Consider the following 15,142-nt stretch of genomic DNA (forward strand, 5'->3'; position numbering starts at 1 on the left):
TGTGCTCCAAGGTAGAAATCGAATGAAATTCTAGCGCCTGGAGCACTTAATACTTCGATGTGAGTCGAAGCATCTTTTCCCTTTTAACAGGTCTTGGAGAATTTATTCCTGCAGGAAGAGAATATCCGTTCTAATAATATATTTGATTCCTCGGGTGATTGGAGTAGAGCTGTGAATCCTGTGTAAGGGATGCATTCCATGGGGGAAGCACAGTACGGCTCCGGCAGGGGTGCGGACATCGATGTCTAATAAAGAGTCCCGACTGGGTTGTTTTAGGGGATCATCTGCACTCACCCTGAATCGGGTTGCACCACCTGCAAAATCTTCACTCAGCAGTACTAAAAATGTCATTTCACTATAGCGATCGGTGTAGCCATTGGTGATCAACTGGTTGTTGTCAATGCGGCTACCGGGCCAGGCGCCATCGGTGTGGAACTGGAAGAAATCTCCCTCTCCATAGCGATAAAAGCGGAAACGCCGATTGATGCCGACAGCCTCTCTTCCACCAAAGTAACCATTTAAGTCCTGCGCCAGGTCTCGGCATCGCTGCCAGATCAGTCGCTCTGTAACCTCGTCTACCACCCAGGTCAGGTTATCGTTATGGCGGACCTCCCGGGGCAGGGAGACGGCTGCATCCGGTAAATAACCCACCGCTTCAGTGATATCAATCAGCCGTTGGCACTCGTCTTTGGAAAAGACATTGAGCAATTGGAAGGCTCCGGGTACCTCGGCGATATCTCGTCGTGAAACCGGTTGCGGTGCTTGCTCGGCCAGCGCCGCCGGGTTTTTACTGCGTGTAGCCCAGGTGGGTAGAGCCGGGTGTTCTGCTCCGGGTTCGCGAGCGATAACAAAGAAGTCATCCAAGTGGGTGACAGTATCAATACTTTCAGTCGTGGACATCTGCTGTACTTCTATAGAAAAACTTTTAAAAGACTTAGCGGTTTAAAACGGTAATTTGTGCAAACTGCCGGTGCCCTTCAGCTCCACCGTGGAAGCCAAAGCCACTTTGCTTGGCGCCTACCCAAGGTGACCCGCCGGCGCCCTGGTTGATGCCAATCATTCCCGCTTGCAGCTGGCTGGCGACTTGCTCGGCCTGTTTGCTTTCACCAAACACAACCGCACCGAGACCGTAAACAGAGTTATTGGCCCGCTCGACCACATCGTCCACTGAGCTAAAGCGGTCGATGGCTACGATAGGCCCAAAAGTCTCATCATCTTCCACCAGCATGCCCGGTCGAATACCACTGATAACTGTGGGCGGAATAAACGGCACCTGTGGATCGCGCTCCCCTAGAAGAAGCTTTGCGCCTTTATTCAGGGCATCGTGGATATGCTCCACCACCTTTTGGTGTTGGCGGTGATTAACCAAGGGGCCGATATCCACCTGTGGCTCCTGCCACCCGCCGACACGATATTGCTTCGCCAATGCCACCACGGCATTTTCGAATTTATCGGCAATTTTTTCGTCCACATAAATACGCTCTGTGGAGGTGCACATTTGGCCAGAATTCTCAAAACTGGAGCCAACGGCAAATTGTGCAGCCTGGGGAATATTGGCGCTCTGCAACACGATCATTGGGTCATTGCCACCCAACTCCATAACCAGGCGTTTCAATGCCGGAGCGGCATTGGCCATAATTTTTTGGCCCGTTGTTCGCGATCCGGTAAAGGCGATCATATTGATGGGGGATTTCACCAGGGCTTCACCGGTTGCGCCATCGCCGTGAGCAATTTGTAATATGTCCTGGGGCAGGGTCTGATTGAGTGTTTTCACCAATAAGTCAGCGACCAATGGCGATTCTTCTGAAGGTTTTAAAATCACAGCGTTGCCGGCGACCAGGGCGGGAACAATCAGGTTATTGGCCATGGCCAGTGGATAGTTCCAGGGGGAGATAACCGCAACAACGCCCAGTGGTCGATATTGAATTTCGCTACCGCCACTGCGTTTTGCCCGCAGGGCCTCTCCGGCATCCCCCGCTAACCAGGCACCGCCTTGAACTACGCCGCCGGCTTCATACTGTGCACGCCGGGCATCTTTGCCCATTTCACGGCTGATAAGTTGTGCCAGCTCTCTCTCTTCCGCATTCAGTTTTGTGTAAGCCTGCTGAAGTAGTTGTACCCGCTCCTGAAGAGATTTACTCGACCACACTCGCTGCGCTTTGTGGGCTTTCTCCACCATGTTCTGAATATCTTGGGGCTTGCTGACAGGTAGCGATCCGATGGCCTCTCCGGTTAGTGGATCAATTGATCGAAGTATATTTTCCATAATGAGGTCTCACTCAATCCGGCCACTTTATTGAGTGGCCGGGTGTTTTCTTAAAAGCGTTGGTGTTATTGGTCAAACAGGACAACAGTGCGAATTTCCAGGCTGGTTCTGCGTGGAGCCCCTGCACTTCCCGGCAGGTCGAAAGCGCAGTGGGGAACACCGGTTACATCGCCTCGATGCTGGCTATCGAAGACCCGCAATAAAATGCCTTCGCCGGGCTGCATATCGCTAAACCAAATCCAGCGGTGAACCGGGTTGAAACTCAACACCGAAATCTGCCCTTTTCGCTCCGGGTAAATTAATCGCATATTGTGGAAATCACTGGCGGCGACAGTGCGCAGGTCCACCATTGCCAACGGTGACTCCTGCACCGGGCGCAATAGGGGCAGCCAGAGATTAATAAACTGGTAGCGCGGATAATCTGATGGCTTGTACCCCCGGGCCTCCAGGGTTTCCTTTAGCTGGCGCTCTGCGGACCAGGGTGTGTAGTCGTTGTGCACCAATTTCACAGGGGATCGGCGACTGCGGCTCAGCTCCGGTGTCGCATCAGTCGATGGTTGGGCTCGTAACGTGTGGTCAAAGGTCAGTACCTTTGCTGCACCCAGGTGAGCGCCTATCCAGGATTCAATAGCTGGATACCATTGGGTGCGAATCAACTGGTCGCGCTCCTCAGGGCTGGGGCTACTCCCTGAGGGTTGGTCCAGCGCGTGTAGCGCATCATCCAGCTGGCGCAGGTTTATGCCGAGCATAGGGCGTACAAGCTCAAATCCCTGGGTATCGAGACGAAAACGCTCCCCGGCGGTTTTCAGGGCGCGACCATCGTAGATGTGAACCTGCTGGGAAATAACATTCTCGACCAGATTGGCGGGCCCGGGGCCCTCTGAACGCTTGTCGTACACCAGATCGCTACTGGGATCAGCGTAGTGAATAATTGCTGTAACTAATTGATCCTGAAAGGAGGATCGGGCTGCGGTTTGCATAGTGAACTCTCCCCCCACCGAAGTGGATGCCATACGGGCCAATCTACTCACAATGCTAGGGTTACGTGGATACAATGAAAACCAAGTAACAGTTGTGAGTGATACAGGTTTGAGCAGAAATCATCGGGCGAACCCACTGGAGAGGCTGGAGTTACGTCAACTTCGCTTAATGAACGCTATCTTGCGGGAATTGAACTTATCCCGGGTGGCTGACCAACTGGGTGTGAGCCAGCAAACAGTCAGTGAACAATTGAAACGCCTGCGGGAAATCTTTGATGACCGGCTTTTTATTCGCACCAGCAACGGTGTTATTCCCACCCCCCTGGCCGAGCGCCTGGCTCCCAAATTGGATGAGGTCCTGAATAATGTCGCGGCGCTGCTGCGTACGGATGAATTTGATCCGGCACAGCATCGGGGCATCTTTACCATCAGTGCAACGGACTTTGAGCAGCGGGTGGTACTGCCGGTTCTCCTCAAGCAACTGCGTCAGCAGGCTCCTGATATAAAAGTCGTGGTGCTTAAGTTGGAGATTGATCGCATGGCCCAGCAATTGCAAACCGGTGAAGTGGATCTGGTGTTTAGCACGCCGGGATTTGTGCCGGATAACAGCCCCAGCATGTTGTTGTATCGAGAGCACTACGTCTGCGTATGTTGTCAGCACACCGATATGCTGCACAGCGCCAATCAGCCTTTGGAAATGGAAGAGTTGGCGGCTTTGCCACAGCTGGTGGTATCACCTTCCAGGGGAGATCTGCGGGGCATGGCGGATAGTTGGTTTGAGCAATTTGGTTTGGAGCGCAATGTGGTGCTGTCTGTCCCCTCTTTTGCCGCCGCAGCCGAGTGCATTGCCTCTACCAATACCGTTGCCTTTTTGCCCTCGCGACTGTTTCCTGATCCCCGCCTCAAAACACTGCCTATTGTCGAACAGCCCCCGGGATTTGATGTAATTGCCGCCTGGCATACCCGCAGCAGTCAGGACCCTTTGCACAAGTGGATTCGCGCCCTGTTAGCACAACAATTTCCCAGTAATTAGTGAGGGAGGCAGCGCTGCTAAACTTGAGCAGTCCAAGGATTCAGGTAGTGGTCGCCATGCGTGTAGCATTTTTTCTGCTGATATTTTTAAGCGCTTCTGTTTACGCTCATACCGATTTTACCGAGCAAATGGGTATCCCCCACTTATTTGCCAAAGACGCACTGGTTGAGGAAATTAAAAAAGTGGATTGCACCCTCTCTGAGGGGCGCAAGACCCAATGCTGGATGATTGTGGTAAAGGCTGAACCCAAACATAAAATAGGGCCCTGGTGCCCACGCAATGTTGTCGATCCAATTACGTCTGGCGGCATGATGTTTATCAAACAGCAGATAGAGCCGATTGATGGACCTTTCGTTAAAAATGCTGCGACCTTTTTCTCTGATCCAAAATGGAGCCTATATGATCCTAAAACCGGGGCGATAAAGGTTACCGATTCGAAGAAGGCCTGCGAGATGGCCGCGCGGCCTGATGTAGCACCGGAGTACAACAATTACTGCGTGGAATGCCTGGCCAGCTATATGGGCCCGGATTTTCATACCCGCTACCTGATCCCGGTACAGCCTGAGAAGGCCAAGTCAAAGCAGAATCCCGATGGTTTTTCCGGTTATGGGGTTGCTTTTAATGGGGTTAAATTTGATATCGCCGCGCCCATCGGCGCAATTTTGGGTGCACACACCTTAGCGCCAGTGGATGCCTGCGGTGGTCATGTAAATCCCCACGTGGGCTATCACTACCATGCTGCCCTGGGTTGCAGCCAAGCCTACCCGTCTGCCGCAAGCCATGCAGCGATAGTCGGTGTCGCCATAGATGGCTACCTGATCTATGCGCGGGAGAATGCCGATGGTCGCGAGCCCGATGACCTGGACGAATGCCGTGGCCACGAGTTTGCCGGCCTGGGCTACCACTACCACGCCAACCTCGCTGCAGAAAACGATATCCTGCATTGCCTAAAAGGGGAGAGAGGTTGTGCCCTGGCCGGCAATCAAAGCCAGTGCGATTTCTCCCACCGGGGACCTCCCGGACCACCCAGGCGTTAACTCAGGCCCAATTGTTGCTTCAAATAGTGAAAGACAAAGAGAGTCTCAGCGCTCTTTTTGGTATTGATATCAATAAATGGCGTTGAATAACTGTCTTATAAGCCCAGGACTTGATCTGACCGTCAGGTTTCCTTAATGGCCCTGGGACATAATGCCTCTAACTATTTCAGGTAATCCGGAATACCAACAATGAGCAATGGTACAAATTTCTATCTGATCCGAATGGTGGAATCCCTCGGTGTGCTGGTGCGCACTCGCCTGTGGATGCAGATAGTGGTCGCCATGATCCTGGGGCTAACTGTCGGCCTGCTGCTATCTCCTGAAGGGGCTGCGCTGGTGAGCCAGGATCTCAGTACGGCATTGGCCAGCTGGTTTAAGCTGCCGGGCTCCATCTTTCTGAATATGATCCAGATGGTGGTGATACCGCTGATTATGTCCTCAATCATCCTGGGGCTCAGTGGCAGCGGGAACGTCAGTCAGCTTAAACGTGTCGGACTGCGCATTGCTCCCTACTTTGTCGGCACTACCACTGTTGCGGTGATTATCGGCATTATCTTGGTCCAGTTGATCCAACCCGGCGACTATATCGATGAGTCCCTGCTCAGCGCCGCTACCGAGTTGCAAGTTGCGAGCGCCCCCCAGGTGATGGAGAGCAAACCGCTTCCCGAGCGTATTGCTGAATTGATTCCCGCCAACCTCAACGAAAGTATCGCCATGCGCAATATGTTGCAGCTGGTGGTCTACGCGATTTTTATTGGTGTTGCAGTGATGCTGTTGCCGCAAAAGCAGCGGGAAACCGCAGTATACGCTTTTGGCATTATTCAGGAGGTCGCACTTAAAGTGGTTGGCTGGGCCATGCTGTTTGCGCCCCTGGCCGTATTTGGCCTCCTGGCAGATATTGCTATTCGCGTGGGTCTCACTGCAATTCTGGGAATGTCTGTGTATGTGGGCACCGTGATTCTGGGACTACTTATTCTTCTCAGTTTTTACCTGATAATTGTTTCCCTGGTGACCTCCGTCGGCCCGATCACATTTTTGCAGAGAATTAGCGGAGTGCAGCTGCTGGCATTCTCCACATCCAGCTCTGCTGCGGTAATGCCGCTGTCAATGAAAGTTGCAGAAAGTCCCCTGGGAGTAAAGCCATCCATCGCCAAATTTATTGTGCCCCTGGGCGCTACTGTGAATATGGATGGCACAGCGCTGTATCAGGTGATTGCTGCGGTGTTCCTAACCCAGGTATATGGCATTGACCTGACAACCGCGCAGCTAGTGGGGCTGACCGTAACTACCGTTGGCGCTTCAATTGGCTCTCCCAGTACGCCGGGCGTCGGTATCGTAATCCTGGCGACAATTCTGGCCGGTATTGGTGTCCCGCCGGAAGGTATTGCGCTGATTCTGGGGGTGGATCGGATTCTCGATATGTGCCGTACAGCAGTCAATGTGACCGGGGATCTGACAGCCTGTCTGGTGATGGACCGCTTGTTGGGCAGCGACAACCTGGAGGAGGAAGCCGCCCAAATGGCCTGACTGTTAAAGTGATGGCTTAAATGAGGGGTCCCGGTTTCTATTGCGGCATAACTAGAATTTCCAGAGTACGAGGGTCTTTTTGACCTTCGTAGTATTTCTCCAGGAGTGCATCAAATAAAGTTCTGCCCTCTTCTACCAATGCGGATAAGGCCATAGAAGATTTCATCTTAAAATCTTAATTACTTCTAGTGTATCTAAAGGAAGCTTGAAATAGAAAAAAGTGGCATATGTAAAGTATGGGTGATCTTTATAATATGAAAAAACAAATATAAACTATTTAATATCGTTCCAGTCTTTATATTTTTATAATTTATCTGATTGAAAAATATGTAGAAATACTAAAAGTAATTTTTAGAGATAAAATCCCAAGTCTGTTCATACAGTAATTGATGTCCCTTGGGATTTGCATGGAGGCCATCCTCTGAGAGAAGGGTAATAAATTCCTGATCTCGCCATAAACTGTCAAACTCCAGTATGGGGATCATTTCGGCAGTGGCAGATTCTCTCATAGCTTGGTTATAAAGGTCAGCATCAGCCTGATAGAAATAGCTATCACTATTCCGAAAGGGAGTAGTTCGTTGCTCATCGAACGGAATACCTGTCATTAGGAAGGACGGCGCGATGGTTTTAGACGTTTGTAACAGCTGTCGCACTGTTTGACGGAAAGAGTCCAGCGCTACAGAGTTCTCAGCCTTTGGTCCCCCGATACGGCAAATATCATTGAAACCAGGATATATCCCGATTAAGTGTGGCCTTCTTGGAGGCAGTTCTCGGGAAAGTCTTATGGCTAAAGAGTTCGCGTTCTCTCCGAATATTCCCAGAGCGTAAACTATATTATGGGGATCTAAAGTTTCGAACCGAAACCGGAATCTTTGAACAAATCCGCCTAGTTCTGTATCACCTTTTCCATAGATGGAACTGGAGCCAATAAAGACAATTTTTTTGGGGACTCTTCGTGCCATAGAAAGTCACTAATTTGACTGAACTTTGGATTTTATTTGCCGTTACCATTATAGACATCTACCAGGTCCAGGTTGTATGAATTAGTATCAAATCGTGATTTCGAAAAATTGAGAGTCCAAGGCTGGGGTAGGAATAGCCTTGTTAAAAAACAAATAGAAATTGAATGGAGAGAGTTCTAAGTTGGGCAGCAGATTTATAGTTTCTTTGGGGGAAAGAGGTGCTGATCGGTTTGGCTTAAAATGATGAGGAAAATTTAATACGGGTAGAGTAGTAGATTCTGTGAGTATGGATACTACAGCTTGTACGCCAATATAGTGGTTCAGATAATGATTGCCATCCAGCCTTTCGATCATAAAAAAAGCCCCATCCTTGCGGGCAACTAATGTTGGACAGGAACTTTCAGTATCTCGAAAGTACGAAGGTCCTTCTGTCCTTCATAGTATTTTTCCAGCACCTTTTCAAATAGCTTGTCTTTGGGATCGGCGATAGAAAATAGCGTCATGGATGACTTAAGTTTTACATCATCCGGTGAGCCGAATATCTGGTAAGCGGAGTAATTATTCAGTTGCAATAACTCCTTGCAGCACTCTTTGAGCCTGGGGCCGAGCACAGGGTGCTCCAGGTATGCCCGAGCTTCATCCAGGTTTTTAATTGCAAAATGCTCGGATGTCGCGCTGTGCCCCAGGCCGGAGATCTGGGGGAATATATACCACATCCAGTGGGAGCGCTTATGGCCGCTATGTAACTCACTCAGGGCACTTTCATAAGAGCTTTCTTGCGCCGTCACAAAACGCTCAAGGTGAAATGGTTGGGCCATGCTTTGATTCCCTTTATTCTTATTCCTTTGCAGGCCCAAGGTTAGCAGCAATAAGGATGAATGCGAGAGGATGAACTGCCTGACGGCTGAACTTCCACCAATTAATTGATATTCATCATGATCTCAGCAAGGGCGGGCTCCTTGGCTCCCACAGGAGAATCTCCCAATAGGTTCTTCATATCGACATAGGAAAGTTGAATTAGCCGATGTATGTCATTGGAAGTGTCAGCAGTACAAGGAAAACTACCGCTGACAAAGACGGAAATTGAATTTGTTCGCTGAGTATTAAAAATACGAATTTCCCGCCTGAAAAAATCATTGCCGCGACAGGATGCCGCTCTTCCTGATGGAATACTATTGCCTGCGGGAACGCTTAGCAGTACATCTTTGGATCTTTCTTCAAAGGGGCCACGTCTATAGATCAACATTTCTCGTAGTCCTTTAGACACTGGATGGTTAAACTCCAGACCGCTAATTGCGTCGATAACCTGCAAGCTTTCAACATCGTAGTAGCTGTGAGCTTGTCGATCGAAGGGGCCCTTTAACCCATAGAGAAGCTCCCGCAAACGTCGGGAGACTTGCGACTTGACGGGCTGCTTTTCAATCTCTCCAATAAGTTCAGGATCGGTCGGCAAATAGAAATTACCAAATTCCTTTAATAGGGCCTTGGATTCACGACTTGCTTCCTCATTTTGGAACAGCTTATCGAGTAAGGCTCGAATTGAAACTGATTGGTTGTTATCATCAATTTGTAGTTCCAGCTCATTGTTTCCTATTTTTACCCGTAGGGAACCATTACTTTCACTTTTATAGAGTAAAAAACAAAAGCTCAAAACAATAAGAGCAATGATACTTCCATAAATAAAATGAACACTCTTATTCGGCTTCCCTGCTGGCATATATACCTCTGAAACTTAGCTATAACTTTTTTGTGGTTCACTGCTTAGGTGCAAAAAGCCGCGCATTCTACAGTAGGTAGGGTGTTGGTCCAATTAAATATCTATCTCACGATTGATATTTTTGATTGAAATGGTATTGGCCGAAAAGTTACAGGCTGAGATGATTAGGAAAGGGAAGTGAAATGGTTCAAAATACTGTTAAGCTGATATTTATCTTTAAAAAATACAATTAACATCAGGGTGCCTTCTTATTGCAGAAAGTTTAACTTCGTTGAATGTTACAGCGTAATGGCGCGATTTTTCTGGGGTGTATTTTAATTGTTGAATTTTTTCAAGTTCTGTAAGATTAGGCTCAAAGTCAGCATTGTCTTTATAAAATTTCAAGCTTACTAAAGTGGATAAGCAGTTTAGATATTTTTCTTCATCTAAACCTGGGATATTCGCTATTTTGCTTCCCATGTAGCTTTCTGCCATCAAGGTTAAATTGTTATTTTTTAATTCATTGGTTGCATGTTCTTGAGCTAGTGCTCGGGCTTCATTGAGGATGTTGTCATTGCCTTCTTTTCCGTATAGAAAGCCGTAAATTGATGAGAATAAAATAAGCATTAATGAGGCTGTGCCAACTAGTATATAGTTCTTCATGTTGTATTCTTTTGTGGTTACAATTCTCTTGGTAAAAGACCAACGGATGTATGCATATATTCTGGCTTGCCAAGAAATCTGATAGATTCTTCGGCCTCTTTAAGAGGGATTAGTATTGGGTTTTTATTTTTCTCAAAGATAGCTACATATCTTGAGTTTGCTTCTATTTTTTCCGGTTTCCCACAGCTTGATCCTTGCCGGTGAACGCTAATGAATTTAGGCTGTGGATCTCCCCATCCATATAAAACTATAAAGCCAGTTTGTGCGTCGTATGGATGGTTGGTGTAATGATGATCAACATGGATTTCAACAATAGCGATATTACTAGAATTTTCAATTTTCTGAATAAAATAATCTTTTTCAGGTTTTGGGTATACGTATGTAAATTCTTTATCTGGAGACAGTGGGGGAATAGCGATCTTCTTTTGAATGATTGGCGCACATGCAGTAGATAAAGAGGGGGAAGTGACAAATATAAGGAGAGATATTTCTTTGAGTGTCATTGTTCTGATCCATCCCGTCTAATTGTTGAAATATAGAGGTTGGTATAAAGGCTAAGTTACTATTCTTCAGATATTTTTCTAGTTGAAAATTGATTCATTGATAATGGTCAAAATAGGTAATATTTTCTTACAGTTTCTATTTTCAAGAGCGGAGATAATTAAACATTAATTTGCCCAGATAATACTTATTATAGGTGCTCCTTAAGTTAGATGTCACTTAGCGCTAAGGCGTGGTAGGGCCTTACTAGCAAAAGTAATTGTCAGAATAGATGAAAAAGGGAGGGTTTCCATCAAGCATAATCCAATAATTAATGAGGTCGAGAAGAAATAAAGCAATCTCTTAAAAAGCCGCACTTTGAAGTAGAAGGGGTGAAAGGACTCATGAAGAGAGTGGAGGAAATTGGTCGAGGGGTAAGCTTTCCAGTCCTAATGAGTTAAAAGCAAAAAGAATTTTTAAGGTGAAATGGGGATTGGTGGGGTTAACAGGGCTGGATGAAAAGCAGGCAAGCGTAGCAGAAGGGTGGGCGATTAATAAGTATGCCCTAGATTTGAAAGCTGGAGTTTCATTGTGAATCAAGCATAAAAAAAGCCCCATCCTTGAGGATGAGGCTTTTGGAGATGGTGCCCGGAGGCGGAATCGAACCACCGACACGGGGATTTTCAATCCCCTGCTCTACCGACTGAGCTATCCGGGCTTTGCGATCTTGCTGGGCTTCCCCTGCGTCGCGAGGCGCGTATTAAAGCCCTTCCCCGGGTCAGAGTCAACCCCTTGATTATAAAAAAGTTTTTTTTCTTTGCCGGGGAAGCTTCGGGGCCTTGTGTTACTGCTGTTCCGGCGGAACGTAACCGTCGGCTGCGTCGTATTCCTCGCCGCTTAAGAACTTCATCATCTGCTCGCTCAAGTAGGCGCGGCTTGAGGGTTCCATCATGTTCAGGTGCTTTTCGTTAATCAGCATGGTCTGGTGGGACATCCACTCCAGCCAGGCTTTTTTGGAAACGTTCTCGAAGATATCCATGCCTTTGGGGCCGGGAAAGGGCGGTGCATCCAGACCTTCCAATTCCTCTTGGTACTTGCGGCAGAATACGGTTCTGGACATGGACTCCTCCTGGTTTTAGTCGGCAGTGGTCGGCGTGAGCAGGGGAGCCTGCAGCGCCAGTAGTTGTTTTGCCAGCTTGACGATAGGGGCGGGTAGCCCCAGTTCCTGGGCCGCACGAGGGCGGTTTAAACGCCGCAGTTTATACCAGCCAGCGCCGCTCTCCGCCACCTGTGCTGGGACTTTGCTCAGTTGTACCCACACCGGGGAAATATCCAGGTGAAAGTGAGTGAAGGTGTGTCGCAGGGTCGGCAGGGTTTGGACGTCACTGGCACGCCAGCGCTTTGCCTTGAGCCAGTCGCTGCTATTGTCGGCTTCAGGCGGGCTCCAGAGTCCGCCCCAGATGCCGCTGGGCGGGCGCTGTTCCAGGTAGATCTCACCTTTGTGTTCAAGCAAGAGCAGGGTGGCGCTGCGCACCGGCTTTTCCTTGCGCGGTTTCTTGCCGGGGAAATCCTGTGGATTGCCCTGGGCGTGAGCCACACAGGATTTTTTCACCGGGCACTCCTCGCAGCGTGGTTTCGAGCGGGTGCACAGGGTGGCACCCAGGTCCATCATCACCTGGGTGTAGTCGTTAACGCGTTGGTTTGGGGTGTAGGTCTCGGCCAGTTGCCACAGTTGATTGGCAACCGCTGTCTGTCCGGGCCAGCCCTCCACGGCGTGAAAACGGGCCAGCACCCGTTTGACGTTGCCATCTAGGATCGGCGCCCTGAGCCCCATACTGATACTGGCAATAGCACCAGCAGTGGAGCGGCCTATGCCGCTCAATTCGGTCAGTTCCTCTACGTCCTGGGGAAACTCCCCACCGTATTCCTCCAGCACCGTCTGGGCGCATTTGTGCAGGTTGCGGGCGCGGGCGTAGTAGCCGAGGCCGCTCCAGTGAGCCAGGACTTTGTCCTGGGGAGCGCGGGCGAGACTTTCCAGAGTGGGGAAGCTCTGCATAAAGCGCTCAAAGTAGGGAATAACCGTGGTGACCTGGGTCTGTTGCAGCATGATTTCGGACACCCAAACCCGATAGGGGTTGATGTCTTGCTGCCAGGGCAGGTCTTTGCGCCCGTGTTTGTCGAACCATTTCAGGACGGCATTTTGGAACTGCTTTGGGGTCATGGGGATACTGCGGGCTGGAATCTGTGGTTGAACGCTGGAGTTGTGCACCGGGCGGGCCCCGGTGCACTTTAGCGGGGCCTTAGCGGCCGAAGAGATTTTTCAATTTTTCTTTCAGTTCGTCGACCTTTTCTTCAACTTTATCGCCATATTTCTTTTCGGCTTTGTGCTTCAGTTCTTCCCGCAGCAAGTCGTCGAGGCGGCGGCTGTCGGGTTTACAAGTGCTGATGTTCACATCGTCGAAGTCGCCCTTGCAGCGCAGCGGCAGCGGGCGGTTGCGCCAGCGCTTGTTGCGCACGGTACAGCCGTCGGCGGAGGTGCTCTCGCCCACCAGGGCCAGGCCGAGCTTGAAGTCGAAGTCCTGTTTCTTCAGGTCCACCTCTCCGTCACCGGTCAGGGCGATATTTTCGATACCGGCGAGAATTTCGCTCACATCCACCTGGTCGCCTTTCACCGCGATGGTGGCGCGAAGGTCCTGCAGTCCGGTGCTGTTGGGCCAGTCCCGGGTGGGCATTTCGGTATTTTCCGCGTAGCTGAACAGCTGGCACATGTTTTTCTCCAGATTGAATGGAGAAATCGACATTTCCTTGCTGGAAACCTCAACGGAGGCGCGCAGGTTTTTCTCTAAAGCTGTGGATGTTTTACCTTTGGTGCTGGCACTCCAGTTAACGCTGGCTTCCCCAGCCAGCTGGACTTCTTCACTGGGGAAGAGGGCAGCTTGGACCTTGCCGATATCCACATTGGTGAGACCGCCGCGCATCTGCGCCTCGGCGGACTGGGCGCGAGCGTTGAGCTGGCCATTCGTGTTCAGCTGGCCACCATAGATATCGGCGCTCAATTTTTGCAGTCGGTAGAGGCCGTTATCCACAGTGAGTTGGATTTCTGGGCTGTCCATTTGCAGGTCAGCGGCTTGCAGTTGGTCCAGTGCCAGGTTGATATTGGCGTTGAAGCCGCGCAGGTCGCTCAGTGGCAGGGGTTCTGCTGCGGGCGGTTTGGCAGCTACTGTTCTCTTTGGTTTTTCTGCGGTTTCAGTTTGATCGCTCTGTGCCGCCTGCTCTCCCTGCTTTTTGCTTTCAGCGGCGGGAGCCTGCGCACTCTGTGCTTCCACTCCCTCGGTTTGTTCCGCCGAAGCGGCTCCAGCCTCATCTTCGTTCGAAGGGGGCAGGTAGTTATCCAGGTTAAAGGCGCCGCCGCGCAGGTTCAGGTCCAGCCCGGGCATTTCTGCGTTGCGCAACTGGGCGTTGCCGCTAAAGGTGACGTCGTCCAGTTTCAATTGCAGTGGTGTCAGGTCGAGTTTTTGCTCGGTACCTTCCACGCTCGCTTCGATACTCAGCTTTTGCAGTGCCGCTTTATCGCGGGTATCGATTTCCGTGCCCGTCAGTTCAAACCAGGGGCGCAGAGGGTCGGCATTGGCGTTAACGTTTAGTTGTATACGCCAGGGTTGGGTGTTGCTGTCCCTGCGCAGGTAGCCGCGCATATGCAGGCTGGCCTTGGCGCTGTTCTCAGAGGTGAGGTCTACTTGTAGCGGTTGCAGGCGCAGCCCATTGAGGCCCTCATCCAGGGCGAGGGTGCTATCAATTTTAAGCTTCAGCGGGTGTTTGAGGTCGCTGCCGGTAAGGTCTGCTGCGGCAGTGAGTTTGCCCGGCTCGCCACCCGGTACCAGGTTAATAACGCTTACCTGCAGGTCTTGGACTTTGTACTCTTTGTTAGTCTGGGCATCGCTGTAGAGCACCACGCCCTTCTCGATACGCAGCTTTTGCAGGCTCAGGTCGACCTGTTGTTGTGATGGCTCTTCCTGTTCCTTGGGGATAGAGAGTTTGGGAGGTTGCTTGCTCTGAGCTTCCAGGGCCTCGCTAATCAGCTCCCAGTTGCCGCGCCCTTCTTTGTCGACGGTGAGCTCAATTTGCGGAGCTACCAGGACTATCTCCTCAGCCTCTACTTTGCGTTGCAGTAGTGGCTTGAGGGCCACGCCAATGGCAATTTTTTCTGCTTTCACCAGAGTTTGTTTTGGCAGCTTTAATGGTGCCAGCTGTACATCTTCAAGTTGCAGGCCGAGCTTGGGCCACAGCTGCCAGCCGATATCACCTTCCAGTTGCAGGGAGATGCCCTGTTTGGCAGCGAGTTTTTCTAACTGGGGTTTGTATTGGTTGATGTCGAGTCCTGCTAACAGCCAGGCGACGGCGCCAGCGAGTAGCAGGAAAACGATTAAAAGTGCGATAAAAGTGCGCTTTATCCAGGCCATGGAGAGCATTGTCCCTGTGTATTTGTCGTGTGGTGTCA

At 50.3% G+C, this 15,142-nt stretch carries 15 protein-coding genes and 1 tRNA gene; 3 read left to right on the forward strand and 13 right to left on the reverse strand.

Annotation, left to right across the window (positions count from 1 at the left end; translation table 11 throughout):
- Positions 1-102: 102 nt before the first annotated feature.
- From ACJJI3_RS17655 to ACJJI3_RS17665, 3 genes are all read right to left on the reverse strand, one after another.
- Positions 103-900, reverse strand: a complete 798-nt coding sequence (locus ACJJI3_RS17655) for a prolyl hydroxylase family protein (RefSeq protein WP_444940425.1) — start codon at positions 898-900, stop codon at positions 103-105.
- Positions 901-934: 34 nt separating this feature from the next.
- Complete coding sequence (locus ACJJI3_RS17660) at positions 935-2,266, reverse strand: aldehyde dehydrogenase family protein (RefSeq protein WP_444940426.1); 1,332 nt, start codon at positions 2,264-2,266, stop codon at positions 935-937.
- 65 nt (positions 2,267-2,331) lie between these two features.
- A complete protein-coding gene (locus ACJJI3_RS17665; RefSeq protein WP_444940427.1) occupies positions 2,332-3,246 on the reverse strand; it encodes a CmcJ/NvfI family oxidoreductase in 915 nt (304 codons plus the stop codon).
- A gap of 1 nt (position 3,247) precedes the next feature.
- On the opposite strand from ACJJI3_RS17665, the gene ACJJI3_RS17670 reads away from it, so the two are divergent.
- The 3 genes from ACJJI3_RS17670 to ACJJI3_RS17680 all read left to right on the forward strand — a co-directional run bounded on the left by ACJJI3_RS17670 (position 3,248) and on the right by ACJJI3_RS17680 (position 6,843).
- The gene (locus ACJJI3_RS17670) at positions 3,248-4,279 is read left to right on the forward strand and encodes a LysR family transcriptional regulator (protein ID WP_444940428.1); all 1,032 of its coding nucleotides are present in this window, start codon (positions 3,248-3,250) and stop codon (positions 4,277-4,279) included.
- A 23-nt stretch (positions 4,280-4,302) separates the two neighbouring features.
- A complete protein-coding gene (locus tag ACJJI3_RS17675; protein WP_444940429.1) occupies positions 4,303-5,316 on the forward strand; it encodes a YHYH protein in 1,014 nt (337 codons plus the stop codon).
- Between the two features lie 189 nt (positions 5,317-5,505).
- Positions 5,506-6,843, forward strand: coding sequence for a dicarboxylate/amino acid:cation symporter (locus tag ACJJI3_RS17680; protein ID WP_444940430.1), 1,338 nt, complete (start codon positions 5,506-5,508; stop codon positions 6,841-6,843).
- Between the two features lie 37 nt (positions 6,844-6,880).
- Here the strand turns inward: ACJJI3_RS17680 and ACJJI3_RS17685 are convergent, their stop codons facing one another.
- From ACJJI3_RS17685 to ACJJI3_RS17730, 10 genes are all read right to left on the reverse strand, one after another.
- Positions 6,881-7,009 carry a DUF1810 family protein gene (locus ACJJI3_RS17685; RefSeq protein WP_444940431.1) on the reverse strand — a complete coding sequence of 43 codons (129 nt, stop codon included), beginning with the start codon at positions 7,007-7,009 and terminating at the stop codon, positions 6,881-6,883.
- A 172-nt stretch (positions 7,010-7,181) separates the two neighbouring features.
- Positions 7,182-7,805, reverse strand: a complete 624-nt coding sequence (locus ACJJI3_RS17690) for a GDSL-type esterase/lipase family protein (protein ID WP_444940432.1) — start codon at positions 7,803-7,805, stop codon at positions 7,182-7,184.
- 380 nt (positions 7,806-8,185) lie between these two features.
- The gene (locus ACJJI3_RS17695; protein ID WP_444940433.1) at positions 8,186-8,623 is read right to left on the reverse strand and encodes a DUF1810 domain-containing protein; all 438 of its coding nucleotides are present in this window, start codon (positions 8,621-8,623) and stop codon (positions 8,186-8,188) included.
- Positions 8,624-8,724: 101 nt separating this feature from the next.
- A complete protein-coding gene (locus ACJJI3_RS17700) occupies positions 8,725-9,522 on the reverse strand; it encodes a hypothetical protein (RefSeq protein WP_444940434.1) in 798 nt (265 codons plus the stop codon).
- A gap of 216 nt (positions 9,523-9,738) precedes the next feature.
- Entirely contained in the window at positions 9,739-10,164 is a 426-nt protein-coding gene (locus ACJJI3_RS17705; RefSeq protein WP_444940435.1) for a hypothetical protein, read from the reverse strand.
- A 17-nt stretch (positions 10,165-10,181) separates the two neighbouring features.
- Positions 10,182-10,667 (reverse strand): hypothetical protein, encoded by a 486-nt coding sequence (locus ACJJI3_RS17710; protein WP_444940436.1) that lies wholly within the window; start codon positions 10,665-10,667, stop codon positions 10,182-10,184.
- A 619-nt stretch (positions 10,668-11,286) separates the two neighbouring features.
- Positions 11,287-11,362 (reverse strand) — tRNA-Phe (locus ACJJI3_RS17715).
- 126 nt (positions 11,363-11,488) lie between these two features.
- On the reverse strand, positions 11,489-11,764 hold the full coding sequence (locus tag ACJJI3_RS17720) for an oxidative damage protection protein (protein ID WP_282930759.1): 276 nt from the start codon (positions 11,762-11,764) through the stop codon (positions 11,489-11,491).
- A 15-nt stretch (positions 11,765-11,779) separates the two neighbouring features.
- Entirely contained in the window at positions 11,780-12,865 is a 1,086-nt protein-coding gene (gene mutY, locus ACJJI3_RS17725) for an A/G-specific adenine glycosylase (protein WP_444942574.1), read from the reverse strand.
- A 79-nt stretch (positions 12,866-12,944) separates the two neighbouring features.
- Complete coding sequence (locus tag ACJJI3_RS17730; protein WP_444940437.1) at positions 12,945-15,104, reverse strand: AsmA family protein; 2,160 nt, start codon at positions 15,102-15,104, stop codon at positions 12,945-12,947.
- Between the last annotated feature and the right edge of the window lie 38 nt (positions 15,105-15,142).

This window comes from Microbulbifer maximicatervae (SeqCode), assembly GCF_052466985.1.